The following is a 24,769-nucleotide window of genomic DNA, read 5'->3' as shown; positions in this document are numbered from 1 at the left end:
GTGGGGTAAAGGTGATACGATGGCAAATGATCAAATTTTAACAGCTGAGCAGGTTGTTGAACGGACAAAGAACTATCTTCAACAGGATGAGACAGACTTTATTTATCGTGCCTATAAATTTGCGGAGCACGCTCACAGAGAGCAGTTTCGTAAATCGGGCGAGCCGTATATTATTCATCCCATTCAAGTTGCAGGCATTTTAACGGACCTTGAGATGGATCCATCGACAATTGCAGGCGGATTTTTGCACGATGTCGTTGAGGATACCGAAGTGACGTTACAAGATATCGAACAGCAATTTGGTGAAGAAGTGGCGATGCTTGTTGACGGTGTAACCAAGCTCGGTAAAATTAAATATAAATCACAAGAAGAGCAGCAAGCCGAGAATCACAGAAAGATGTTTGTGGCAATGGCCCAGGATATTCGTGTAATCCTAATTAAATTGGCCGACCGTCTTCATAACATGAGAACGTTAAAGCATCTTCCACAAGAAAAACAACGTCGGATTTCCAATGAAACATTGGAAATTTTTGCACCACTTGCGCATCGTCTTGGCATCAGTACGATTAAATGGGAACTTGAGGATACCGCTCTTCGTTATCTGAATCCTCAGCAATATTACCGAATCGTGAATTTAATGAAGAAAAAGCGTGCCGAGCGTGAAGAGTATTTGGACGAAGTTATCATGGAAGTACGCAAAGAAGTAGATGATGTGAACATCAAGGCAGATATTTCTGGACGACCGAAACATATTTACAGCATTTACCGGAAGATGGCCATGCAAAACAAGCAATTCAGCGAAATCTATGATTTGCTTGCGGTACGAATTGTCGTGAATAGCATTAAGGATTGTTATGCCGTCCTTGGTATTATCCATACATGCTGGAAACCGATGCCAGGCCGTTTCAAGGATTATATTGCGATGCCGAAGCAGAATATGTATCAATCGTTGCATACGACGGTGATCGGTCCAAAAGGTGACCCGCTTGAAGTACAAATTCGTACGACTGAAATGCATCGAATTGCAGAATACGGAATTGCCGCACACTGGGCTTATAAAGAAGGCAAAGAAATTGATGAGCAATCTTCATTAGAAGAGAAACTCACCTTTTTTAGAGAAATTCTTGAATTCCAGGATGATGCAACGAATGCTGAAGAGTTTATCGAGTCACTGAAGATTGATTTGTTCTCAGATATGGTGTTTATTTTTACACCAAAAGGCGATGTAATTGAGTTGCCGTCTGGATCGAATCCAATTGATTTTGCTTATCGCATTCACTCCGAAATCGGCAACAAGACGATTGGGTCTAAGGTGAACGGCAAGATGGTGCCGCTTGATTACAAGCTAAAAACAGGCGACATTATTGAAATCCTAACATCTAAGCATTCCTATGGACCTAGCCCGGATTGGCTGAAACTCACGCAAACATCTCAGGCAAAAAATAAAATTCGACAATTTTTCAAAAAGCAACGTCGTGAGGAAAATATCGAAAAGGGCCGCGAGATGGTAGAGAAAGAAATTAAAGCACTTGATTTTGAGTTAAAAGAAATCCTAACTCAAGAAAACATCAAACGCGTTGCTGGAAAATTTAATTTCTCAAATGAAGAAGATATGTATGCAGCTGTTGGCTATAACGGGATTACAGCTGCGCAGATTACCACTCGTCTTACCGAGAAATTACGGAAACAGAAAGAATTAGAACAAGGACCGACACTTACAGAAGCGGTTACAGAGCTTAAATCGCTTCATAAATCGAAAAAGCGGGAATCTGGTGTCCGCGTTACTGGCATTGATAATCTATTAATACGTTTATCAAAATGCTGTAATCCGGTTCCGGGAGATGAAATTGTCGGTTTCATTACGAAAGGCCGCGGTGTTTCTGTTCATAGAACCGACTGTTCAAATCTAAATACGTGCGAAGTAGAAGACCGTTTAATCCCAGTCGAATGGGAAGGGAATCTGAACGATCACAAAGGATACAATGTTGATATTGAAATCAGCGGCTTTGACCGTCGCGGTTTATTGAACGAGGTGCTACAAGTGGTCAATGAAACGAAAACGGACTTTACGTCTGTATCCGGCAAATCAGACCGCAACAAAGTAGCGACGATTAACATGTCCATTGCTATTCAAAATATTAGTCATCTGCAAAAGGTAGTCGATCGAGTTAAACAAATTCCGGATATTTATTCAGTCAGAAGAATCATGAACTAAGGAGTTATCACCATGCGTGTTGTTGTGCAGCGTTCTAAAGCAGCAAGAGTACTTGTGAATAACGAAACAATTGGCTCAATCGACCACGGTCTCGTTTTATTGGTCGGTGTTACACATGGCGACACAGCGGAAGACGCCGCTTACCTCGCTGAGAAAATTGCCAACTTGCGTATTTTTGAAGATGAAAACGAGAAAATGAATCATTCCCTACTCGACGTAGGCGGTTCAGTTCTCTCGATTTCACAATTCACCCTGTACGGCGATTGCAAGAAAGGCCGCCGCCCAAACTTCATGGACGCCGCTCGTCCAGAAGAAGCGAACGCCATTTACGAACTTTTCAACGAAGAATTCCGCAAAAAAGACATCCATCTCGAAACAGGCCAGTTCGGAGCCAATATGCAAGTTGAACTCACCAATGATGGCCCTGTCACGCTTATTGTTGAGAGTAAATAGGAAAGTAGACCACAGCTAGCTGGTTTGCTTTCTTTTTTTTGTGGGAAGATGGACGAATTATTATCGGGAACTTCGTCCAAAAAGCGCGGACAAGCCCTCCTTTATGTTGATCTGGAAATCGAAATAACGAGTCAGGGCCTAAATTAGTGATCCAATGAGAAATTACGTTAATATTCATGAACCCACCCTTGCAAACTCATCCGATTCAACCATTGCACGCCGGAATGAGGAACAATCGAGCCAAAAAGGAGGGGGATCGCGCCAGAACCGATCCTTTTCGCGCGAGAATAGGGATTTACGAGCCGGAGTTTAATATCGCTCCAGTACACCCAAAAAAAACGTACCAGAAAATAGGCACGTTTAGTTTCTTTTATTTAAAAAACGTCATCAACCCATTATAGATGGCGGTTGTAACCATTTCTTGATACTCATTTGAGGTGATTTTCAGTTCTTCAGCTGGATTGCTTAAATAGCCAAGTTCGAGCAGGGCTGCGTTTTGGTGATTTTCTCGTAAAACGTGATAGTCACCGAACCGATAGCCGCGGTTATTAATTTTTAGTGCTGAGCTTAGGGCATCGTCAAGAACTATGGCAAGCTGTTGTTGATATGTATGGTAGTAATACGTCGTAATGCCATTGATTCTTGTATCTTTGGTCGCATCGTAATGGATGCTGATGTAAGCATCTGCAGCGTTCAGTTGTGAAATCCCGACCCGAGCTGGCAGAGTGATGTATGCGTCAAGACTGCGCGTTAATAGGACGTTTGCTCCTGCTTGTTCGAGCTTAGCCTGAAGCATACGAGCTGTACGTAACGTTACATCTTTTTCCATCGTACCGCCTACGCCAAGTGTTCCTGGATCGCGGCCACCATGACCTGGGTCAAGGACGATTACTTTACCGTTGAGATTATTTTCAATGCCAGATCGTTTACTTGGCTGGGCTTGTCTATCTGTTGAAACGAGCCACCCTGCCACATAAGCTGTCTGCCCGTTAGCGAGCTGGATTTTGTACCAGTCATTTTCCATGCCCAGAACTGCGAACGTTTCACCCTTATTTGCACGAGCAAGTAAGGTCGTATTTGTATCTGGACCACTTCGTAAACTAGTCCCATCACGAAGGATGACGATCGTGGAACTAGTAGGCTTTTCTGCCACTGTGGGCTCAGTTTGAACCGATTTGGACGGCTGTTGCAAATACCGAGTCGCAACCCAGCCCGTTTTTCCAGTTTCATATTGGATTTTTGCCATGTCGTTTCGCTCTTGCAAAATAGTGAAGGAATCCCCATTATGAACGGTCGCAAGAATTTCTCCATCGGTTGTAGCCGATTTGCGGACGACTAGTTCAGACGCAGTGACAGTAACAGTAGCTTTTTCTTCACCGTCGATCGCGATGAATGATGTGTTAACCCAGCCACTTTCGCCATGAAAGGTAATTTTCCCCCACTCCCCTTGAATGTCTTCGAATGAAAGAGTCGCATCCTTTTTTAGCTTGCCAATTACTCTTCCATCTTTAGAAGCAGATGCGCGAACATTGAGATTGTTCGTTAATGCAATTCCCGTCGCTTTGACGGTTTGTACGTTGGTTTCTTTATTTTTGGCTATGCCAGTTTGGATAAAATCGGCGGATATCCATCCGGAAATCGTATCGTTTTGAAACTGGATCCAATTATTTTCTCGATCTAGGATGTTGATTTCAGTGCCTTTATTTATATAACCTGTTTCTTCAAAAGACGTGCCAGGACCTTTGCGAATCCGTACATGATCGGACGTTACGGTAGCTTTTTCAGCACTTTTTGCACGTTTTGTATCGTCAGCTACAAGATAGCCCGCGATCCATCCTGATTTGTTTTCAGCCAGTTTAATTTCCAGCCAATCATTTTCCTCGGAAACGACCTGATAGGTATTTCCTCGGTATACTTTTTCTACGATCGGGAAACTTAAAGCTGGACCTTCCCGAACATTGATCATTTCTGTATTGACAGTGATGTCTGATTTCGTTTGACCGTATACATCTTGTACTGAAAATCCTGTTGATGTGAGAAGAGCTGCTGTCAGAATCCCGGCGATATATGTTTTAGTTCTCATGTCTTCCTCCTCGTTCTTATTGAAAATAGTCTAACAACAATTTATTCTATCTTATCATAAAATTTCCTGTTTATTTATGAAGAAAACTTTGGGTTTTGGGCAAAACTAAGAAAAAAGCAGGAGGGATGAATGATGAAATTCAGTGAAAAAGGGCAATTAAGCCTAGACCCAACCAATCAACTTTCCGGAGTCGATTTCCGAGATCATTTACAAAAAGAACAAGGATCAACAATGTTTGAACTTGCATCAGAATTTGGCCTAAACGAGCGCGATGTGCAAAAATTGAAAAAAAAGCTGGGCGGGCGCTGATCTTTCGCGCTTTTCCGCTAGAAACTGACATGCGGTATTGACAAGACTAGTTGGAGTCCTTATTATTAATGAATAGTTATATAAGTAAAATTAATAGTTTCTACATAAGAACAACCAATGATGAAGAAAAGTAATTAAGAACCACATGTAAAGAGAAGAAATGCCTTAGGCTGAAAGCATTTCTACATGATGACTTAATGAAAGAACACTTCTGAGGCTTCACTCTGAAAAATTTTTTTAGTAAGAGATGAACGTAGGCAGGCGTTAACTGCATGAAGTGGAAGCATAATGATATGTTTCAATAAGGGTGGCACCACGGGAATTACAACTCTCGTCCCTTGTAGCAGTAATGTTACAAGGGATGGGAGTTTTTTGTTGTTTTAATCAATGATTAAATAAGTAAAATTATAGATTTGATTAAAACATGTACGTGACGAAACCAATTTTGGTCCGTGTAATCCCTTAATTGATTCCATTGTTTACAGTTGAATTGCATGAAAAGTCGTATTTATGTTAAAAAGAACTGGTGTTGTGCCAAAATGTACGAAAAAGTTTAACGGATGTAAGCAATTGTAGTGTGACAAATAAAGTTACAGATTTTAAGTAACAGTGTTAAACAAGTAAAATTATAGAATAGTGAATACAAAATAAATGTTTTTTTCAATAAAGGAGGATCTCATATGAGCATTCAAATTCCAAGAGGTACGCAAGATTTGCTTCCGGGTACAACGGAGATTTGGCAATATATCGAGAAGACGGCGCGTGATTTATGCAGTCGTTATCAATATAAGGAAATCAGAACACCGATTTTTGAGCACACGGAATTGTTTTTACGTGGTGTCGGTGATACGACAGATATCGTTCAGAAGGAAATGTATACATTCAAAGACCGCGGTGAGCGGGACTTGACGTTACGACCAGAAGGAACGGCTGCTGTTGTTCGTTCGTATATCGAAAATAAAATGTTCGGATTACCGAATCAGCCGGTGAAATTGTATTATATCGGACCGATGTTCCGTTATGAGCGTCCACAGGCAGGGCGTTTCCGTCAATTCGTGCAATTTGGCATTGAAGCGTTAGGGAGTAAAGATCCGGCGATTGATGCTGAAGTATTGGCTCTTTCCATGGGGCTTTATCAAGAGCTTGGTTTGAAAAAATTGAAGCTTGTGATTAATAGTCTAGGTGACAAAGAAAGTCGTACAGCTCACCGAAATGCGTTGGTCGACCACTTTAAACCGCGGATTGGCGAGTTTTGTAGTGATTGCCAAAGTCGTTTAGAGAAAAATCCATTGCGTATTTTGGATTGTAAAAAAGACCGTGATCATGAATTGATGAAAACAGCACCGTCGATTCTCGAATATTTAAATGAAGAATCACGCTCGTATTTTGAAAAAGTACAAAAGCATTTAACGGATCTTGAGATTGAATTTGTCGTTGATCCGACACTCGTACGTGGTTTGGATTATTACAATCATACGGCGTTTGAAATTATGAGTGAAGCAGAAGGATTCGGTGCGATTACAACGCTTTGCGGCGGTGGTCGTTACAATGGCTTAGCGGAAGAAATTGGTGGTCCTGAAACGCCTGGAATCGGCTTTGCACTAAGCATTGAGCGATTAATCGCGGCACTTCAAGCGGAAAACGTTGAACTGCCGATTGAGCAAGGAATCGATTGCTACCTCGTTTCCATGGGCGATGCGGCGAAAGATTACACGGTAAAACTCGCCTATCAATTACGCAATGCCGGTTTTACAGTGGAAAAAGATTACAACGATCGGAAAGTGAAGGCGCAATTTAAATCAGCTGATCGACTAGAAGCGAAATTCGTGGCTGTACTTGGTGACGATGAGCTTGAAAAAGGAAAAATTAATGTGAAAAATATGGCGACTGGTGAACAGGTTGAATATGAACTAACTTCATTTGTTGCTGAATTTAAGAAGCTTTACGCTTAAGGAGGAAATAGAATGTTTGGGAGAAGTTATTTTTGCGGTGAAGTAACAGAAACAGCCGTTGGCGAACAAGTTACATTAAAAGGATGGGTCCAAAAACGACGTGACCTAGGTGGGTTGATTTTTATTGACCTTAGAGATCGCTCTGGGGTTGTCCAAGTTGTCTTTAATCCTGATGTATCAAAAGAAGCATTAGCGATTGCTGATAAAATTCGTACCGAATATGTGGTCGATATTCAAGGGAAAGTCGTGAGTCGCGACGAAAGCAACGTCAACAATAATATCGCAACAGGTAAGATTGAAATTTTGGCAGAAGCGATCACAATTATTAATGAAGCAAAAACAACACCTTTTGCGATTGCTGATAAAACGGAAGTGTCTGAAGACCTTCGTTTAAAGTACCGTTACTTGGATCTACGTCGTCCGGTTATGTTTGAAACATTGAAAATGCGTCACCAAACGACAAAAGCCGTTCGTGAATATTTAGATGGCGAAGGTTTCCTTGATATTGAAACACCGATTTTAACAAAAAGTACGCCAGAAGGAGCTCGTGACTATTTAGTTCCTAGCCGTGTCCATGATGGGGAATTCTATGCATTGCCACAATCTCCTCAGCTTTTCAAACAAATGCTGATGGTATCAGGCGTTGAGCGTTATTATCAAATCGCTCGCTGCTTCCGTGATGAAGACCTTCGTGCCGACAGACAGCCTGAATTTACGCAAATTGATATTGAAACAAGCTTTATGAGCCAAGAAGACATCATGAACATGGCAGAAGCAATGATGTTGAAAGTCATGAAAGATGTAAAAGGAATCGACATCACATTACCACTGCCACGTATGAAATATGACGAAGCGATGAGCCGTTACGGATCAGACAAACCAGATACTCGTTTTGCCATGGAATTACTTGACGTGTCTGAGCTTGTGAAAGAGAGCGGATTTAAAGTATTCGCCGGAGCAATTGCAAATGGTGGACAAGTAAAGGCTTTGAATGTGAAAGCTGGAGCGGCTGATTATTCACGTAAAGACATTGATGCGCTTGGCGAGTTTGCTGCTGTATACGGAGCAAAAGGATTGGCTTGGCTGAAAGTGGAAGCGGACGGTTTAAAAGGACCAATCGCTAAATTCTTCACAGAAGAAGACCAGAAGCAATTATGTTCACTTGTTGAAGCAGAAACAGGGGATCTTCTTCTTTTCGTTGCCGATAAGAAAAGCGTTGTCGCGGATGCACTTGGAGCACTGCGAATGAAGCTTGGAAAAGAAAGAGGCTTAATCGACAATAGCCAATTCAATTTCCTTTGGGTGACAGACTGGCCATTACTTGAGTATGATGAAGAAGCGGGCCGCTATTTCGCAGCGCACCATCCATTCACAATGCCTTTCCGTGAAGACCTAGAATTGCTTGAAACAGATCCAGCAAATGTACGTGCTCAAGCCTATGACCTTGTGTTAAACGGCTATGAACTAGGTGGTGGTTCATTACGTATATTCGAACGCAATGTTCAAGAAAAAATGTTCAAAGTTCTCGGCTTCAGTGAAGAGGAAGCAAATGAACAATTCGGCTTCTTAATGGAAGCATTCGAATACGGTACACCTCCACATGGCGGAATCGCGCTAGGGCTAGACCGTCTTGTGATGCTGCTTGCAGGCCGTACAAACTTACGTGACACGATTGCCTTCCCGAAAACAGCAAGCGCATCAGACATGCTTACACAAGCTCCAGGCGTAGTAAGCAAGGCGCAACTTGATGAATTGCATCTGTCAATTGTAGGGAAAAAACAAGAATAATTTCCTATAAAAAAATCTTGTAAGCGAATATTCAGTATGTTATGATAATTCCAATAAGTAAGAGTCCTGAAGTGTACGTTCTTTAACCTATAAGTTTTGACCGAACACTTATAGTTTCGGGAGCACAGGTTTCTGCCCTACGCAAATGCCTCCATGGATGAGGACTTGTAAACGTCAGAACAGCGCACCCACCTGCTGCGAGCGGGTTCAAAACAAAGGCGTAAACGACACAATCGGGTCTCTTACTTCATATTTGATGATTAACCCTGCTCTTATGAGTAGGGTTTTTTGTATGGATTTTTTAAATGTAGGGAAATTAGCTTTGGCGCGCAAATCGCGAATCGCGCTCGCAAAGTGATGATTTCGGCACGAAAGTACTCCGTTCCGGCACGAAAAGAAGCCAACTCGGCACGCAAATATCGTCAGCAACGGTCAAGCGGGAAGCATCGTTATTAAACAAACCTACTTTTTAGAGGCATCAGAAGGACACGCTGTTCGATTTGATAACATGTTAAAAGAGTTCAAACTTATACCAAAAGAATAAATCCCTTTTGATTGGATTTCAGATAAATAACAAACAAATCCGCGAAAAATAGGACGACATATCTAGACATTTTCTTTGCACATTCATATATATATAGAAAGGAACATTCCGAATATTGAATGAAATATGAAATATTAGATTGACGAAGTGTAAATAGTCGATTAAAATTATGTCAATTTGGTAAACAAAGCGTGCCAGGTAATGGATAGGGATTTGCGCAAGGTATTCTGTCGGGTATGAAGGCAGAACTTTATTACGCGGATGTTCCAATTTAAGTATAAACTTTTTTCTTGCGAAGTAGTAAAGCAGGACAAGAGGTATAAACAAAGGGATGACTTTGAGATGAAATTGATAGATTGCGTATTAGCTGACAAACAAGAGGAAATGCTTCATTTTATTGAACAATTGGTGAATATAGATAGTGGTTCACATGTAAAGGCTGGAATCGATACAATCGGTTTAATTATGAAAGGCCATTTTGAGGACGTCGGATTTGCGGTGGACACGATTTTGCAGGAAGTTCACGGAAATCATATGGTCATGCAGCATCGAGAAGCGGTTGATCCGAAAATTATTATCGTTGCTCATATGGATACCGTTTTTCCGAAAGGCACAGTGGCAAAACGTCCGTTTCGAATTGAAGGGGATCGTGCCTATGGACCGGGCGTCGTAGATATGAAGTCAAGCTTAGTCGAACTATTGTATGCGATTAAGTATATGAAAGAAGTCGGGTATGAAGGTTACAAAAATGTGCAAATCATCTTAAATAGTGATGAAGAAATCGGCTCACCGACGTCTCGCTCGCTCATCATGGAAAAAGCACAAGGGAAAGAATTCGCGTTGATTATGGAGCCGGCAAGGAAGGACGGATCTCTCGTTTCGGCAAGAAGAGGCGGTGGCCACTACACCTTGATTGTAAAAGGAAAAGCGGCACATGCAGGCATCGAGCCAGAAAAAGGGAGAAGTGCGATTGAGGAACTCGCTCATAAAGTCATTCAGCTCCATCACTTAACCGATCACGAAAAAGGCATTAGCGTCAACGTTGGCATGATTGAAGGCGGATCTGCCTATAACACCGTTTCTTCAAAAGCTGTTGCTCATATTGATATTCGGATTGCGCAGATGGACCAAGCTCAAACATTGCTTGAGAAAATGAAAGAAATTTGTTCATTCACATCTGTTCCAGGCACAAAAATCAAGTTGACCGGTGAAATTGGCCGGCCGCCGATGGAAAAAACGGAACAGACGAAAAGCCTTCTGAAAATCATCCGTAAAGTGGGAGAAGAAATCGGCATTAAGGTGTCTGACACATCAACGGGCGGAGGATCAGACGCATCATTCACAGCAGCAACCGGTGTTGCAACCGTAGATGGACTCGGTCCTGTCGGCGGCAATGCACATAGTGATGAAGAATATCTGGAAATCCCAACCTTAACTGAACGAACTTTATTATTGGCAAAAACCATTCAAAAACTATCTGAATAAATGTAAGACCCCCGAGATGTTCGGGGGTTTTCATTTTTTTGAAAGATTAAATAATGGGTTATGTTTTTCCTCTAGTCGAAAAAAGAGGCTTTGGGGTGCAAAGTATGGATTCCGGCACGTAACGACCCCGTTCCGGCACGCAAATTCGAAATCTGGCGCGCAAAATTAGAAAAGTGGGATTCATGCATGCGCTAAAACCTCAAATATTCCTATATGTCCCATTAAGCTAACCAACTCCACACCGATAATTATCCCGACCAGCCTACTTATCTTTTATTAAAGTTTATGGTATAGTCTTTTTTGGGAATTGTATTTATTAAGATTGTAAAGATGGAGTTGAAACATATGTTACATCAGTTTTCACGTAATGAGTTGGCGCTTGGCCAAGAGGGTTTAGATCTGTTGAAAAATTCAACGGTTGCCGTGCTTGGGATTGGCGGAGTGGGTTCTTTCGCGTCTGAAGCATTGGCACGTTCAGGTGTAGGCCGTTTGATTCTTGTAGATAAGGACGATGTCGATATTACGAATGTGAATAGACAGTTACATGCACTTCTTTCAACGGTTGGTCAGCAGAAAGTCGAGCTAATGCGTGACCGGATTCAAGATATTAATCCGGATTGCGAAGTGATCGCGATGAAAATGTTCTATACCGAAGAAACGTACGAAGATTTTTTCAATCACGGCATTGATTATGTCATTGATGCTTCTGATACAATCATCTATAAAATCCATCTTATGAAAGAGTGTCTGAAACGAGATATTAAGATCATTTCGTGCATGGGTGCAGCCAATAAAATGGATCCAACGAGATTCAAAATTGTCGATATATCCAAAACACACACAGATCCACTTGCCAAAGTGGTACGTACGCGTTTACGTAAAGAAGGCATATATAAAGGAATTCCGGTTGTATTTTCTGATGAAACGCCGATTGTCACAAGAGAAGAAGTCAATAAGGTGGTCGGTAAACCAGATGCGAAAATTCGCAAAGCGAAAATGCCGCCATCTTCCAATGCGTTCTGCCCATCTGTTGCAGGATTGATTAGCGCAAGTTGGGTTGTAGGTGAAATTACGAAAGACGTGAAAGTATATCGTGTGGGTGATGTAATTGAATAATTTCGGGGGGAAATGCTGATTTCGATCGGCATTTTTCTATGCCCACCAAAATATTTTTCGCTAATTTTTTTGCAAACAAAAATATTTTGATATAAAAGACTTACCCTAGAACAAGCTATTTTTATAAAAAAACACCTATATTACAATAAAATTCTGCAAGTGCTCGCCATATATAGACCTACATACAAATCACTCTTCCGTATAAAACCATCTAGACGAACGAATCAGAATCAGTTACACTGTTGTCAAAATATTTATTTAATTTAAAATATTTGATTTTCGTGTAAAGGTATGATTTCCAAATGTTTTAACATTATGAAAATCAGGGGGTACATGCATGAAAACGAAAAAGCTAGCGGGAATTTTCCTGTCCCTGTCACTAGTAGCTGGTGTATTAGCCGGCTGTAATTCAGACAGTGCCGGGAGCAATGCAAGCGAGGAATTATTGATTGGAGCGAACTTAGAATTGACCGGCGGTGTTGCTTCGTATGGCCAATCAATTTATGAAGGGGCAAATCTGGCGCTTAAAGAAATCAATAAAAAAGGAATTAACGGGAAACAACTGAAGCTAGTTAAATATGATAACAAATCGGAAGCACAGGAAGCAATGAATGGGGCATTGAAACTGATTAACCAAGATAAGGTTCTTGCTATCATTGGTTCGGCAACAAGCACGAACACACTTGCTCAAGTAGCGCTGGCGAATAAAAACAAAGTTCCGATTATAACAGCAACCGGAACAAGTCCAGAAGTGACGGTGACAAATGGGAAATTGAATGATTATGTATTCCGGACATGCTTTATCGACCCATTCCAAGGAACCGTTGCTGCAAACTTTTCTACGAAAAACCTAGGTGCCAAAACGGCAGCGATTTATATTGACAACTCAAGTGATTATTCAAAAGGGCTTGCGGCTTCTTTTAAAGAATCATTCGAAAAAAATGGCGGATCCGTTGTAACCGAAGAAGCCTATTTACAAAAAGATACCGATTTCCGTGCCACTTTAACAAGGATTAAATCGAAAAAGCCTGATTTCATTTATATTCCTGGCTATTACGAAGAGGTAGGCCTGATTGTGAAACAAGCACGTGAATCAGGAATTGACGTGCCAATTATGGGCGCTGATGGCTGGGATTCTCCGAAACTATTAGAAATCGCAGGGAAGGATGCTCTAGCAAACACCTTCATCACCAACCATTATTCATCTGGCGATCCTGACGTGAAAATCCAAAGCTTTGTCGAAGCCTTCCAAAAGGAATACAAAGGCAAAAAGCCGGATGCTTTCGCTGCATTAGGATATGATACGGCCTACTTCCTGGCAGAAGCGATTAAAAACGCTGGCGAAGAAGTAACGAGCGAGAACATTCAAAAAGCTCTTGCTGAAACGAAAAATCTGCAATTAGTATCAGGCTCATTTACAATCGATGAAAATCATAACCCGATCAAATCAGCGACCATTTTACGATACGAAAAAGGTGAGCAAGTTTTCGAAACAAAAGTGAATCCTTAAAAAACATGAGGCTGTCCGATCATGAAAGGGTCAGGCCCCACATCTTCTATCTATTGTTTGTAGACGTGTAAATCACACAATAAACGGTGTCTAGAATGTGAGGTCAGACCCTTATTTTCTTCCAGTATTGAAAGGTTTGTACGCTTTCTTAAAAGGGGAGTAAACGATGGAAATCATCCAACAATTAGTAAATGGAATTTCTCTTGGCAGTATTTATGCACTGATTGCTCTCGGCTATACGATGGTTTATGGCATTGTCAAACTGATCAACTTCGCTCATGGCGATGTATTCATGGTCGGTTCGTTTGTTGGCTTTTATTCGATCACCTTCTTACACCTATCTTTCTTTCCTGCTTTAATCTTGTCAATGGTTGCCTGTGCAGTGTTCGGTGTTCTCATTGAACGGATTGCCTACAAGCCATTGCGCAATGCGACGAGAATTGCTGCGCTCATTACCGCGATTGGTGTGTCCTTGCTCATAGAAAATGGCATGATCTTTTTTAGAGGCGCCCAACTTGAAGCATATCCCAACGATATTTTACCTACGAATAAAATCGATATACTTGGTGTTACGGTTGAAAGTAAATCACTACTCATCCTCGGTGTTTCTGTTGCCCTCATGATTATTTTACAATTTGTTGTTCATAAAACTAAAATCGGCAAAGCGATGCGGGCTGTTTCCCATGATGCAGAAGCCGCAAAATTAATGGGCATTAACGTCGATAACACGATCTCAGCCACATTTGCCATCGGCTCTTCGCTAGCTGGAGCGGCGGGTGTTATTTTTGGAACGTATTATTATAAAATCGAACCCCTGATGGGTGTGATCCCTGGCTTGAAGGCATTCGTTGCGGCTGTGCTTGGCGGAATCGGCATTATTCCAGGAGCGATGGTCGGCGGCTTGCTATTAGGTGTGATCGAATCATTAGTGAGTGCAGCCGGAGGATCGCTTTGGCGGGATGGCGTCGCCTTCATTGTCTTAATTCTTATCCTCATTTTCATGCCACAAGGAATTTTTGGAAAAAACAAACGAGAAAAAGTGTAAGGGAGACAAAGCGATGATCAAACTGAAACAGACAAAAGGTTTTTGGCTCTCCATTCTATTCGCGTTCGTCTTGTTTACCATCGTCCAAGTCGTCATCTCAAGTGCTATGATTAATTTTTATTTCGTCAACATGATCTTAACGATGGGCATCTATATTATTCTTGCAGTAAGTCTGCATTTGATCATTGGCATTACCGGTCAATTTTCCATTGGGCATGCCGGCTTTCTTGCGGTCGGTGCTTATACGTCCGCGGTTTTTACGATGAAACTCGGTCAGCCACTATTGATCGGTCTGATAGCTGGTGGACTTGCTGCGGCAATGGCTGGGATGCTGATCGGCATTCCGAGCCTTCGGTTAAAAGGAGACTATTTGGCGATTGCCACACTTGGTTTTGGTGAAATCGTTCGGATTACCTTTTTCAATATCGATTATATCGGCGGACCAAGCGGCATGATGGTGTCACAATTAACCACATGGCCATGGGTATTTGGCTGTATGTTACTCACTATTTTAGTCATTCGAAATTTCACGAATTCCACGCACGGTCGGGCTTGTATCTCAGTTCGGGAAGATGAAATCGCCGCAGACGCCATGGGCATTAACACGACCTATTATAAAGTCGTCGCTTTTTTAATCGGTTCTTTCTTTGCTGGAGTGGGTGGCGCACTTTGGGCCCATAATTTTTACATTATTCAACCGAGCCAATTCGGATTTTTAAAGTCATTTGATATTTTAATATTCGTCGTTCTTGGAGGATTAGGTAGTATGAGTGGTGCCGTGATTGCCGCCATTTTACTCACACTCGTTTCCATGTTGTTAACGGAATACCCAGAAACAAGAATGATCATCTATAGCTTGATCTTGATTTTCACAATGCTGTATCGCCCGCGGGGATTGCTTGGCACGAAAGAAGTCACATCCTTATTTACGAACCGAAGAAATAAAAAAGGGGGGCCTAAAGATGGAAACAGACACACCGTTGCTTAAAGTCGAACAAGTAGGAATCCGCTTTGGGGGCTTAAAGGCGGTGGCAGATGTGAATATGAAATTATATTCGGGGGAACTCGTCGGCTTAATTGGTCCAAATGGGGCCGGCAAGACGACGTTATTCAACTTGCTAACAGGTGTATACGTGCCAACCGATGGGCGCATCTTTTTTAAAGGGGAAAACTTACGAAAACAACCTCCATATAAAATCACGAAAAAAGGCATCAGCCGTACGTTTCAAAATATCCGTTTATTCGAAGAACTATCTGTGATTGATAATGTAAAAGTTGCCTATCATTCGCTTGCCAAGCATTCAATTCTAAGTAGTATTTTACGGTTGCCAAATCATTTTTCTAGTGAAAAGGAAATGGAAGAAAAGGCGTTGGAATTTCTAAAATTATTTAACTTAGATCAATATCGGGACGATAAAGCGAAAAACCTGCCATACGGACAACAGCGCCGACTTGAAATTGCCCGGGCGCTTGCAGCTAACCCAGAATTGTTGTTGCTCGATGAACCGGCTGCTGGAATGAACCCAAAGGAAACGGCACAGCTGATGGAGTTGATTGCCTTCATTCGAGAAAAATTCAATTTAACGGTCTTGTTGATTGAGCATGATATGTCACTCGTCATGGGTGTGTGTGAACGAATCTATGTGCTTGATCACGGACAGCTTATTGCCCATGGAACGCCTGAAGAAATCCGCAATCATCCGAAAGTCATCGAGGCATATCTCGGCGAGGAGGTGTCCTAATGCTTACGATTGAAGATCTCAATGTGTATTATGGCAATATCCATGCTTTGAAGGGCGTTTCGCTCGCGATCAACGAAGGAGAAATCGTCACGCTGATTGGAGCGAATGGAGCCGGAAAAAGCACTTTGCTTAAAACGATTTCTGGCTTATTGAAACCAAAGCAAGGAAAAATCGTCTTTGAAGGGAAACCTATTACCGCTAAAGCAGCCCAAACAATCGTGAAGCGTGGAATCTCTCATGTTCCGGAAGGACGCCGTGTTTTTGCTAATATGACGGTAGGCGAAAACCTAGAACTAGGGGCCTTTTTACGAAAAGACAAAAAAGGAATCAAACAAGATCTGGAAATGGTGTACGATTTATTTCCGAGGCTATTAGAACGATTGAAACAACAAGCGGGTACTTTATCGGGTGGTGAACAACAAATGCTTGCCATGGGCAGGGCCTTAATGGCGAAGCCGCGCTTGCTCCTGCTTGACGAACCATCGATGGGCTTAGCACCATTGCTCGTGAAAACGATCTTTCGCATCATTGAAGAAATTAACGTATCTGGTACAACCGTTCTGTTAGTCGAACAAAATGCGAATCTAGCCCTATCCATCGCCGACCGTGCCTATGTCATGGAAACCGGCCGTATCGTTCTCTCAGGCAATGCCGAAGAACTTACCTCAAGCGAGAAAGTAAAAATGGCCTATCTTGGAGGGAACTAATAGGAAACCGCCTTAGACATGAGGCGGTTTTTGCGTACTTCACTATGTAGAAAAAATCAGCATTGGCTCCACCTACGCCAATACCACGATAGCCACGCATGCTATCCACCTGAGTTTTAGTATAGGGATATATTGTTAATTTGATATAATGCTTGTATAAAGAAGTGTAAAAAAGTGGTGACGATTATTACAAATTTTCTCGCCGTGGCTGAATGATGCGGTGGGCGGAGTATAGAGGGGGAACATAGACTTTGGGGCGTGAAATTCCCTTACCGTTTCAATGATTACAAGCCAGAATTTACATTAGCGAGTGGGATTGATGTCATTACGTGCCACAAGTAGCTCGATGCACCTACCAACAAAAAAAGAAGGCCAAATGCCTTTGAATCCAAAAGCGCAGCCGAAGCTTGTTCGTGTGACGAGAGGTGCGATTTATGATGTCATTGTGGATATTCGTAAAGGATCACCTACGTATGGACAATGGCAGGGCTTTATTTTAACTTCAGAAAATAAAAGGCAGCTACTTGTGTCAAAAGGATTTGCTCATGGGTTTTGTACGCTAGTCGAAAATACGGAAGTTCAGTATAAAGTAGATGAGCTCTATTCACCTGAAAATGACCGAGGTATTGCGTGGAATGATCCAGCGTTAGCGATAGATTGGCCGACATTGGTACCGGTTTTATCAGGCAAAGATGAGACACATCCGATACTTGAGGAAGCAGATAATAATTTTGTATGGGAGAGTCAAAAATGAATCTTTTTGTGACAGGCGGAGCTGGTTTTATTGGCAGTAACTTTGTTCACTATATATTGGATACATACAGTGATTATAAAGTGGTGAATTATGATTTATTAACGTATGCGGGCAATCTGGAAAATCTAAAGTCACTTGAAAACAATCCAAATTACAAATTTATTAAAGGTGATATTAATAATAGAGAATTAGTTGATCACCTAGTGAAAGAACATGAGATTGATGTGTTGGTAAATTTTGCTGCGGAGTCTCATGTGGATCGGAGTATTACAGAGCCTGATTTATTTGTTAAGAGTAATGTGCTAGGAACGCAGTCTCTTTTAGAAACTGCGAAGGCAAATAATTTAAAGAAATATGTACAGGTGTCAACAGATGAAGTATACGGAACACTTGGAGCAGAAGGCTATTTTACAGAAGAAACTCCACTTACGCCAAATAGTCCGTATTCAGCTAGCAAAGCAGGAGGAGACCTACTTGTTCGTTCTTATTTTGAAACGTACGGAATGAATGTAAATATCACACGCTGTTCAAACAACTATGGTCCGTATCATTTCCCTGAAAAATTGATTCCACTTATGGTGACGAATGCGTTGGAAGGAAAAGATTTACCGATTTACGGTGATGGAAAAAACGTCCGAGACTGGCTTCATGTAAAAGATCACTGTGCAGCTATTGATCTTGTGATTCATAAAGGAAAGCCTGGAGAAGTGTACAATGTTGGCGGTCATAATGAGCGTACCAACAATGAGATTGTACATTTAATAGTGGAAAAACTGGATGTTTCGAAAGGTTTGATTACGTATGTAGAAGATCGTCTTGGACATGATCGCCGTTATGCGATTGACCCTAAGAAATTAATCTATGAACTAGGGTGGAAGCCACAATACACGTTTGATACAGGCATTGTTGAAACAATTCAATGGTATATTGATAATCAAGAATGGTGGAAGAATATTAAATCCGGCTCTTACCTGGATTATTATGCAAAGCAATATGGTGATAAGCAATGAAAGTGATTGTTACAGGTGCGAAAGGTCAACTCGGAACAGGTGTAGTATTACAGCTTCAAGCAAAAGGATTTGATGTTTTTGGGTATGGACGAGACGAACTGGATATTACGAATATTGATCAGGTTAATGAAGTAGTGGCGTCAGTAATGCCGGAGGTAGTGATTCACACTGCGGCTCACACAAAAGTTGATATAGCTGAAACGGAACCGGAGCTGTCCTTTTTAATAAATGCTTTTGGTACGAGGAATGTAGCCTTAGCAGCCGAAAAAGTTGGAGCAAAGTTCGTGTATGTGAGTACTGACTATGTATTTGACGGTACTGCAACAGAACCAATTAATGAATTTGAGCCAACAAAGCCAATTGGAGTTTATGGTAAATCGAAACTTGCAGGTGAACAATTCGTACGTGAGTTCCATTCCAAATGTTTTATTGTTCGGACATCTTGGGTATATGCTACAGTTTTTCAAAATTGCTTCCTTTTTAAAGCTATGAATGCTTTTTGGAGGATTTAAGGCGAATGAGAGAATGACTGTGATACTGTTGGTGATTCTTACTATAAGCGAGCTAATAGTAAGAACGTATTATCGATCCATTTACAGAGAAAAATGTCACTTTTTTTGCTGATCCAGATGGTTTACCAATTGAATTGTATGAAACATAGGGAATACATATAATTGAATGTTCTATCGTTCAGGACTATCATTATAGTCTCGGTATCCGTTTCAAAAGGTTACTCAACACCTCTTTAGGAAGGAAACATTCCATTGAACAAAAAGCGCATCTTATTCGTCATTCTTCTACTTTGGGCTTCTAGTATATTTTACTTCTCATCCCAACCATATGAAGAACAGAATCTCCAACCGTTTTTAGGGAAGTATGTCGAAGGCAATACTAGCTTGGAGAGTATGTTATCTTGGATTGTATTTAGTTACGCTGGGCATGAAGTAAGTGTCCAAAGTCAAGGACTTACGGGGTTTCTTGAATTTTTTATTCGGAAAGCTGCACATTTATCTATTTTTTTCGTATTTGGATTTTTGACTGTAGCTGCATTACGGTATTTTTCTAAGCGCTGTGTTTTTTCTTTTGGTGTACCTCTGTTGTGTGTGTTGATCTATGCATGCTTTGATGAGATCCATCAACATTTTACCGGTGGTCGGACACCTCTGTGGCAAGATGTTGTCATCGATACAATTGGCGGTTTACTCGGCATCCTATTTTTCCACTGGCTGTTACGCATTAAAACGAATGGGACGATTAAACGTTGGTTTTCGTTTGAATGAGTTTACTCAAACGAAAATCAGCGCTTCTTCTGTTGATCGTTTACATTTCTCCTAACGCGCCGATTTTTTCATATCTTATCACAAAATGGCGAATGGTTTCTCTTGGTCTTCAAGAAGCTAATCCTTATACTATGGACAATCAGAATTTAACTCTAACATTCTGTTAAGCCTTTTTAACCAATATTGGCGCATAAATAGCTAAGAGCTACTAATCTGAAGTAGGATGGAGCCTATGCTTACTTTCATAGCTGGGTTATTCGTAGGTTCATTGATTACAATCGTGATTGTGAGTTTGATGTTCGCGGCCAAACGTGGTGACGAACATCTGGATTGAAATATTGATAGGTCTTAAACAGTTGCACTAGATAAAACAAATCTGCTTTTAATTAGGTTGAAATTTGAGGGTAGTTTCTTTGTTGTAAAGTTTGTATTGCTTTTATTTCCCTGTAAAACTTGTGTGAACTTTCTTTTGAAATAGAGGTAGTTAAGCATCATGGTATTGTCCACAATATGAAGAACTATGAAAGCTATCTAGATCTTGTGAAAGACAAGAATACATGTAGAGCAAGTCCCCTTAATATTCTTCAAAATCCTGTAACCCTTATTTTAACAACAATTATTACCTTAATTTTAAATTACTTTGGAATAAATCATTAGCAATATGCTTTGAGGCTATGGCGCCTGACCACCGTCATAAGTAATTAAAATGTAAAGCGATTACGTGAATGTTAATATGACGCTTCTTTGTATAAATTTTGAATCGCTTTTTTTATGGCGAGCCTTTTTGGGGAAGCCATACCTATTGCAAAAAAATCTTTAAAAGGTGGTTCATCTGGGCATATGGTTGCTACTACTTTAAAGTAACGATCGCTTATTGGGAAAATATGTTGTCTAGTGTGAATAGTAAGTGAGTATTCGAAAATTTCAAGTTCTATTTCGTCCCCATATCTATTTATCAACCGTTTAACTTCACGAGAGATGTAGTTTTCCATTCGTTTTTTGTCCTCCTTTGTCCGAGTTATTCTATCTATTATTTTATGTGACGTGGACTTGTAAGCATAGTTAAAATTTTATAAAGTCGGGGACTGTGTTTTACGTGCCAATCCCAGTCCGAATGATCTTGATTTTACAACTTTCACACATTCATCATTTTCGGATCGTTTATAAACGAAAATGGTCTATCGAAAAATCATTCATTGAAAGGACAGGATATAGATCAACGTTTCTGTAGGGCCGTTTTTTTCCATGTGATGAATATGGGAGTGAGCCAGCCACATATACTCTTTTTTTCGATAAGTTTTACAAGGAAACCAGATCATCTTAGTTTTTGCTACTATGGCAATAGGGATTCGATATTTGTCACCAATAATAGATTTAGCTTCTTCGATAGCCCCGTCAAGACTTGAACCAAAATACTTGAGCGTTTCATCGATAATTTCCGTCGGCCGCTGACGAGCTAGAAATGTTTTAACACCCTCTATTACTCTCGTATTTTCATTTCCATATGTATCAAATTCACTCATTAAACAAACCGTTTCTTCGATTATTCTATACTCACTTATCATTATCCATTCCCATGTAATCACCTCCTAGTGCTATTATCTATCATGTTATGTGTAATAATTGTAAATTTGTTTGATTTATCCTTCCTTATTTTGTCTACGTAAATATTTTTGGGCTGAGCCTGTAGTATTGTGGTCTTGGGATTGCTCTTTTTTGTACGTGTACTTTGGAATAAAAAGAGATAAAATGGTAAAATAGATTTTAATATAAGCATAAGTTTGGAGATGTAGGCTGAGCCTTAAAAGAAAACCAACTGTAAGTATATACAGTCAAGAAGAAAAGAAAAAATGTCATAATTGGGCTTTAGGACCGAATGAGTCATTTAAGAGGAAAAAGAAAGTTAGAGATGCCATGCGTTTAGCTCAAAGGAATCATGCCGCATTTGTTTTTACGAAGAATACAAATTTAAAATCCTTAGAAATAAGAATAGGGCAGTCTTCCGTACTGACTATTCAAATTTGTGGATCTATTACCATAAATGCATAGAATTGTATTCGTTTTACGTTTCTGTCATCACCTGAAATTTGTCGAGAGATTAAAAGAGACAAAGAGTCCGATCCGATTGGCTCTCTGTCTTTTTGCGTTGGAAGGCGCATTCCTAAAGAGAGCGATTTACAATTTATCTTGACTACCTGTTAAAGCAACGGCTTTTATTACAACAGAAACGAAATGAGTTCTAATGATTAATTAAAGAAGGAAATGATTTTAGAGTACTTTAAAGGCTGGTTGAAAGTAAAAGAGGAAAAATTTTGTATAATGAATGATGTATGAGAATTTATAAAAATCAGACATTGAATCCAATATGGTCTCTAAAGAACGAACATCAATTGGACTCAACAACGCTTTCATCTGAAATGAAAGCGTTTTATAATAAATGACAAGGAGGAGGCAATCAACCATGTTTGACTATCGATCTACACAGCTTCTTGAGGAGCTCCTCTCTTATCCAGAGAAAAATGTGCCAGAGCTAAGACGTAAACTGCAATTATCAAACAGACAGTTTCATTATGATTTAAAGAAAATGAATGATGGTTTAAGAGAATTAGCGTTGCCTATTATTGAGCTGGATGGAATGAATCTTAACGTACCAGATACATTGCTTAAGGCGATCCCGTTCGATGTTATTTCTGATAAGCAGGTTGTTTATTCAGAAGAACAGCGGATGTATCTTATCTATCTTTATACGTTTATTCGGCAAGAGCCTGTGTCCAATTTACATTATCAGCTAGTTCTTAATGTAAGCCGTAATACAGCATTAAGCGATATTAAGAAGGTACGTAAGCTTTGTGAAGAGGAAGAAATTGATCTGCTTTACTCGAGAGCAGATGGGTATCATTTATGGGGATTAGAAGAAAACAAGCGAAGACTCGCAGCGATTGCCATTAATCGAATATTACCCTTTCCTTTTGCTGAGAAAGCCTTACAAAACTTATTTGCTGAATGGAAGGTAAGTTTCAACTATGAAACTATTCGCGAGTTGTTGGAACAAACAGCGGAGGAAAATCAAGTTCAGTACGTCACCGATCGGTTAGACGAACTCGCTTATTTTCTAGCTTTTATTCAAGTGAGGCAGCGACGGCAAACCATCCTCTATACAGAGGAACAGTCAGCAATCATTGTCGCACATCCATTTTATAGGTTGGGAGAGTCACTAGCAAATGAACTGTTTCATCAGCCGATTCAAGAGGAGGCTACGTTTGTCACGATTCAGCTTCTTGCCGCCTTTCAAGGTTCGATGGAGGGGATGTTTAATCCTTTTCTTGAAAAAATGGCGTTTGAATTAATCGAAAACGTAGAGAGACAAACCTTTGTTGAAATTCCAAATAAAGTGGAATTACAACGTACGCTCTATCAGCATCTTGTTCCAGCCTACTTTCGGATTCAGTTTCGTGTACCGATTTCAAACCCTTTGATTGAGAAAATCCAAGCACAGCATGCTGAGTTATATGCCATTGTAAAAGAAGCTCTACAGCCATTGGCAGCAAGAACCAAACAACCAATTTCTGCGGAAGAGGTCGGCTTTTTCACCATCCATTTTGGTAGCCAGGTAAAGCTCGCAAAGCCAAAAGAATATAAAGCGATTCTTGTGTGTTTGAATGGGGTCAGTTCATCGCTCATGATGCGAACACAGCTGTCTCAGCTTTTTCCGAAATTGAGCTTCACGCAGAACTATTCGATTGATGAATTCATGCGTGTGGATCCGGCAAGCTACGATGTCGTTTTCTCGACGGTTCCGCTTGCTTGTTCAAAGCCTGTACACGTTATTCCACCTTTGCTTACAGCCGTGGAGAAAAATCAACTCATTCAAGCGGTGGGTCGTCACATACCAGATCTTGTTGTATGGAATGTTTCAATGGAAGACATTATGACAACGATCCATCGTTATGCCGATGTAAAAGATGAAAAGGCTCTATACGAAGTACTTTTTTCAAAATTATGGTCCAATACATCATCTGAAAGGAGCTACCAGCCAATGCTCTCGGAACTATTAACAGAAAACATGATGCAATTTACGAATGATTCCCTAAACTGGGAAGAAGCGATTCGGCTCAGCGCAAGCCCACTTGCAAACAAAGGGCACATAGAAGATAGCTATGTAGAAGCGATGGTTCAAAAAGTAAAAGAAAATGGGACATATATTTATATTGGAAAGGGGATTGCGATTCCACATGCCAGACCTGAAGATGGTGTGAAACAAGTAGGCATGTCTCTTTTAAGAGTCAATCATCCAGTCTATTTACTAGATAATGAGAATTACCCTGTGGAACTCTTTATCTGTTTAGCTGCGATTGACAGCCAAACACATTTAAAGGCGCTATCGCAGCTGACGACCTTGCTTTCGAATAATGAAGCGATCGAACAATTAAAAGCGATGCAAAATCCGGAAGAATTATATGCATTTATAAAAAATGAGGAGGTAGCAATATGAAAATTTTAGCGGTTTGTGGATCAGGTTTAGGGACAAGTTTTATGGTGGAAATGAATATTCAGCAAATTCTAGGGGAACTGGGTGTGAAGGATGTTGAAGTGAGTCACTCTGATTTAAGCTCAGCAACACCGGGCGATGCAGACGTGTTTTTCTTGGCAAAAGATATCGCAGAGGGTGGTAGTCACCTTGGTAATGTGATTGTCTTAGAAAGCATTATTGATATGGATGAACTAAGAGAAAAAGTGACAGCTGTCATGAAAGAAAGACAAAAAATTTAAGTAGAT

22 protein-coding genes, 1 other RNA gene and 1 other annotated feature are annotated in these 24,769 nt (G+C 40.6%); of the genes, 20 read left to right on the top strand and 3 right to left on the bottom strand.

Features of this window, described 5'->3' with window-relative positions; translation table 11 throughout:
* Nucleotides 1-19: 19 nt before the first annotated feature.
* Together JNUCC23_RS15675 and dtd are read left to right on the top strand one after the other, a co-directional pair.
* Nucleotides 20-2,215: a RelA/SpoT family protein gene (locus JNUCC23_RS15675; RefSeq protein WP_454212320.1), complete on the top strand. Its 2,196-nt coding sequence runs from the start codon at nt 20-22 to the stop codon at nt 2,213-2,215.
* Between the two features lie 12 nt (nt 2,216-2,227).
* Complete coding sequence (gene dtd, locus JNUCC23_RS15670; RefSeq protein WP_062177284.1) at nt 2,228-2,668, top strand: D-aminoacyl-tRNA deacylase; 441 nt, start codon at nt 2,228-2,230, stop codon at nt 2,666-2,668.
* A 370-nt stretch (nt 2,669-3,038) separates the two neighbouring features.
* Here dtd and JNUCC23_RS15665 read toward each other — a convergent pair whose 3' ends face one another.
* Complete coding sequence (locus JNUCC23_RS15665; RefSeq protein WP_454212318.1) at nt 3,039-4,751, bottom strand: SH3 domain-containing protein; 1,713 nt, start codon at nt 4,749-4,751, stop codon at nt 3,039-3,041.
* Nucleotides 4,752-4,880: 129 nt separating this feature from the next.
* Here JNUCC23_RS15665 and JNUCC23_RS15660 point away from each other — a divergent pair, with 129 nt between their 5' ends.
* From JNUCC23_RS15660 to JNUCC23_RS15585, 16 genes are all read left to right on the top strand, one after another.
* The gene (locus tag JNUCC23_RS15660; RefSeq protein WP_403069469.1) at nt 4,881-5,060 is read left to right on the top strand and encodes a hypothetical protein; all 180 of its coding nucleotides are present in this window, start codon (nt 4,881-4,883) and stop codon (nt 5,058-5,060) included.
* A 108-nt stretch (nt 5,061-5,168) separates the two neighbouring features.
* Nucleotides 5,169-5,402, top strand: a binding site (T-box leader).
* A gap of 338 nt (nt 5,403-5,740) precedes the next feature.
* Nucleotides 5,741-7,012 (top strand): histidine--tRNA ligase, encoded by a 1,272-nt coding sequence (gene hisS / locus JNUCC23_RS15655; protein ID WP_062177296.1) that lies wholly within the window; start codon nt 5,741-5,743, stop codon nt 7,010-7,012.
* A 12-nt stretch (nt 7,013-7,024) separates the two neighbouring features.
* Nucleotides 7,025-8,800: an aspartate--tRNA ligase gene (gene aspS / locus JNUCC23_RS15650; protein WP_062177298.1), complete on the top strand. Its 1,776-nt coding sequence runs from the start codon at nt 7,025-7,027 to the stop codon at nt 8,798-8,800.
* Nucleotides 8,801-8,860: 60 nt separating this feature from the next.
* Nucleotides 8,861-9,044, top strand: a non-coding RNA gene (gene ssrS / locus JNUCC23_RS15645) — 6S RNA.
* A gap of 642 nt (nt 9,045-9,686) precedes the next feature.
* Nucleotides 9,687-10,829 carry a M20 family metallopeptidase gene (locus JNUCC23_RS15640; protein WP_454212315.1) on the top strand — a complete coding sequence of 381 codons (1,143 nt, stop codon included), beginning with the start codon at nt 9,687-9,689 and terminating at the stop codon, nt 10,827-10,829.
* Nucleotides 10,830-11,174: 345 nt separating this feature from the next.
* Nucleotides 11,175-11,945 carry a tRNA threonylcarbamoyladenosine dehydratase gene (locus JNUCC23_RS15635; protein WP_403069480.1) on the top strand — a complete coding sequence of 257 codons (771 nt, stop codon included), beginning with the start codon at nt 11,175-11,177 and terminating at the stop codon, nt 11,943-11,945.
* Nucleotides 11,946-12,282: 337 nt separating this feature from the next.
* Nucleotides 12,283-13,455 carry an ABC transporter substrate-binding protein gene (locus JNUCC23_RS15630; protein ID WP_454212313.1) on the top strand — a complete coding sequence of 391 codons (1,173 nt, stop codon included), beginning with the start codon at nt 12,283-12,285 and terminating at the stop codon, nt 13,453-13,455.
* Nucleotides 13,456-13,621: 166 nt separating this feature from the next.
* Nucleotides 13,622-14,500, top strand: a complete 879-nt coding sequence (locus tag JNUCC23_RS15625; RefSeq protein ID WP_062177318.1) for a branched-chain amino acid ABC transporter permease — start codon at nt 13,622-13,624, stop codon at nt 14,498-14,500.
* Nucleotides 14,501-14,513: 13 nt separating this feature from the next.
* Nucleotides 14,514-15,488, top strand: coding sequence for a branched-chain amino acid ABC transporter permease (locus tag JNUCC23_RS15620; RefSeq protein WP_062177323.1), 975 nt, complete (start codon nt 14,514-14,516; stop codon nt 15,486-15,488).
* Nucleotides 15,463-16,242 carry an ABC transporter ATP-binding protein gene (locus JNUCC23_RS15615; protein ID WP_454212310.1) on the top strand — a complete coding sequence of 260 codons (780 nt, stop codon included), beginning with the start codon at nt 15,463-15,465 and terminating at the stop codon, nt 16,240-16,242. Before JNUCC23_RS15620 ends, JNUCC23_RS15615 begins: the two co-directional genes overlap by 26 nt.
* A complete protein-coding gene (locus JNUCC23_RS15610) occupies nt 16,242-16,949 on the top strand; it encodes an ABC transporter ATP-binding protein (protein WP_454212308.1) in 708 nt (235 codons plus the stop codon). The genes JNUCC23_RS15615 and JNUCC23_RS15610 overlap by 1 nt, the downstream gene beginning before the upstream one ends.
* Before the next feature lie 346 nt (nt 16,950-17,295).
* Nucleotides 17,296-17,703 (top strand): dTDP-4-dehydrorhamnose 3,5-epimerase family protein, encoded by a 408-nt coding sequence (locus JNUCC23_RS15605; protein WP_454216095.1) that lies wholly within the window; start codon nt 17,296-17,298, stop codon nt 17,701-17,703.
* Entirely contained in the window at nt 17,700-18,713 is a 1,014-nt protein-coding gene (rfbB, locus tag JNUCC23_RS15600; protein WP_454212306.1) for a dTDP-glucose 4,6-dehydratase, read from the top strand. Before JNUCC23_RS15605 ends, rfbB begins: the two co-directional genes overlap by 4 nt.
* Nucleotides 18,710-19,225: an SDR family oxidoreductase gene (locus JNUCC23_RS15595; protein ID WP_454212304.1), complete on the top strand. Its 516-nt coding sequence runs from the start codon at nt 18,710-18,712 to the stop codon at nt 19,223-19,225. Before rfbB ends, JNUCC23_RS15595 begins: the two co-directional genes overlap by 4 nt.
* Before the next feature lie 252 nt (nt 19,226-19,477).
* Nucleotides 19,478-19,993 (top strand): VanZ family protein, encoded by a 516-nt coding sequence (locus tag JNUCC23_RS15590; RefSeq protein ID WP_454212302.1) that lies wholly within the window; start codon nt 19,478-19,480, stop codon nt 19,991-19,993.
* Between the two features lie 232 nt (nt 19,994-20,225).
* Nucleotides 20,226-20,327 (top strand): DUF3789 domain-containing protein, encoded by a 102-nt coding sequence (locus JNUCC23_RS15585; RefSeq protein ID WP_454212301.1) that lies wholly within the window; start codon nt 20,226-20,228, stop codon nt 20,325-20,327.
* A 394-nt stretch (nt 20,328-20,721) separates the two neighbouring features.
* Here JNUCC23_RS15585 and JNUCC23_RS15580 read toward each other — a convergent pair whose 3' ends face one another.
* Entirely contained in the window at nt 20,722-20,985 is a 264-nt protein-coding gene (locus tag JNUCC23_RS15580; RefSeq protein ID WP_454212299.1) for a hypothetical protein, read from the bottom strand.
* A gap of 201 nt (nt 20,986-21,186) precedes the next feature.
* Nucleotides 21,187-21,558 (bottom strand): competence protein ComK, encoded by a 372-nt coding sequence (locus tag JNUCC23_RS15575; RefSeq protein WP_454212297.1) that lies wholly within the window; start codon nt 21,556-21,558, stop codon nt 21,187-21,189.
* 896 nt (nt 21,559-22,454) lie between these two features.
* Here JNUCC23_RS15575 and JNUCC23_RS15570 point away from each other — a divergent pair.
* Nucleotides 22,455-24,485, top strand: coding sequence for a BglG family transcription antiterminator (locus tag JNUCC23_RS15570; RefSeq protein ID WP_454212295.1), 2,031 nt, complete (start codon nt 22,455-22,457; stop codon nt 24,483-24,485).
* Nucleotides 24,482-24,763, top strand: coding sequence for a PTS sugar transporter subunit IIB (locus JNUCC23_RS15565; protein ID WP_454212293.1), 282 nt, complete (start codon nt 24,482-24,484; stop codon nt 24,761-24,763). The genes JNUCC23_RS15570 and JNUCC23_RS15565 overlap by 4 nt, the downstream gene beginning before the upstream one ends.
* Nucleotides 24,764-24,769 lie beyond the last annotated feature (6 nt).

The organism is Peribacillus sp. JNUCC 23, from assembly GCF_053653995.1.
Note: the sequence above shows the minus strand (reverse complement) of the source record. Positions and strands in the feature narration are given on the sequence as shown.

Coding starts and splice junctions, on each gene's coding strand:
- JNUCC23_RS15675 (WP_454212320.1), top strand. CDS start 20: ATGGCAAATGATCAAATTTTAACAGCTGAGCAGGTTGTTGAACGGACA.
- dtd (WP_062177284.1), top strand. CDS start 2,228: ATGCGTGTTGTTGTGCAGCGTTCTAAAGCAGCAAGAGTACTTGTGAAT.
- JNUCC23_RS15665 (WP_454212318.1), bottom strand. CDS start 4,751: ATGAGAACTAAAACATATATCGCCGGGATTCTGACAGCAGCTCTTCTC.
- JNUCC23_RS15660 (WP_403069469.1), top strand. CDS start 4,881: ATGATGAAATTCAGTGAAAAAGGGCAATTAAGCCTAGACCCAACCAAT.
- hisS (WP_062177296.1), top strand. CDS start 5,741: ATGAGCATTCAAATTCCAAGAGGTACGCAAGATTTGCTTCCGGGTACA.
- aspS (WP_062177298.1), top strand. CDS start 7,025: ATGTTTGGGAGAAGTTATTTTTGCGGTGAAGTAACAGAAACAGCCGTT.
- JNUCC23_RS15640 (WP_454212315.1), top strand. CDS start 9,687: ATGAAATTGATAGATTGCGTATTAGCTGACAAACAAGAGGAAATGCTT.
- JNUCC23_RS15635 (WP_403069480.1), top strand. CDS start 11,175: ATGTTACATCAGTTTTCACGTAATGAGTTGGCGCTTGGCCAAGAGGGT.
- JNUCC23_RS15630 (WP_454212313.1), top strand. CDS start 12,283: ATGAAAACGAAAAAGCTAGCGGGAATTTTCCTGTCCCTGTCACTAGTA.
- JNUCC23_RS15625 (WP_062177318.1), top strand. CDS start 13,622: ATGGAAATCATCCAACAATTAGTAAATGGAATTTCTCTTGGCAGTATT.
- JNUCC23_RS15620 (WP_062177323.1), top strand. CDS start 14,514: ATGATCAAACTGAAACAGACAAAAGGTTTTTGGCTCTCCATTCTATTC.
- JNUCC23_RS15615 (WP_454212310.1), top strand. CDS start 15,463: ATGGAAACAGACACACCGTTGCTTAAAGTCGAACAAGTAGGAATCCGC.
- JNUCC23_RS15610 (WP_454212308.1), top strand. CDS start 16,242: ATGCTTACGATTGAAGATCTCAATGTGTATTATGGCAATATCCATGCT.
- JNUCC23_RS15605 (WP_454216095.1), top strand. CDS start 17,296: ATGCACCTACCAACAAAAAAAGAAGGCCAAATGCCTTTGAATCCAAAA.
- rfbB (WP_454212306.1), top strand. CDS start 17,700: ATGAATCTTTTTGTGACAGGCGGAGCTGGTTTTATTGGCAGTAACTTT.
- JNUCC23_RS15595 (WP_454212304.1), top strand. CDS start 18,710: ATGAAAGTGATTGTTACAGGTGCGAAAGGTCAACTCGGAACAGGTGTA.
- JNUCC23_RS15585 (WP_454212301.1), top strand. CDS start 20,226: ATGCTTACTTTCATAGCTGGGTTATTCGTAGGTTCATTGATTACAATC.
- JNUCC23_RS15580 (WP_454212299.1), bottom strand. CDS start 20,985: ATGGAAAACTACATCTCTCGTGAAGTTAAACGGTTGATAAATAGATAT.
- JNUCC23_RS15575 (WP_454212297.1), bottom strand. CDS start 21,558: ATGATAAGTGAGTATAGAATAATCGAAGAAACGGTTTGTTTAATGAGT.
- JNUCC23_RS15570 (WP_454212295.1), top strand. CDS start 22,455: ATGTTTGACTATCGATCTACACAGCTTCTTGAGGAGCTCCTCTCTTAT.
- JNUCC23_RS15565 (WP_454212293.1), top strand. CDS start 24,482: ATGAAAATTTTAGCGGTTTGTGGATCAGGTTTAGGGACAAGTTTTATG.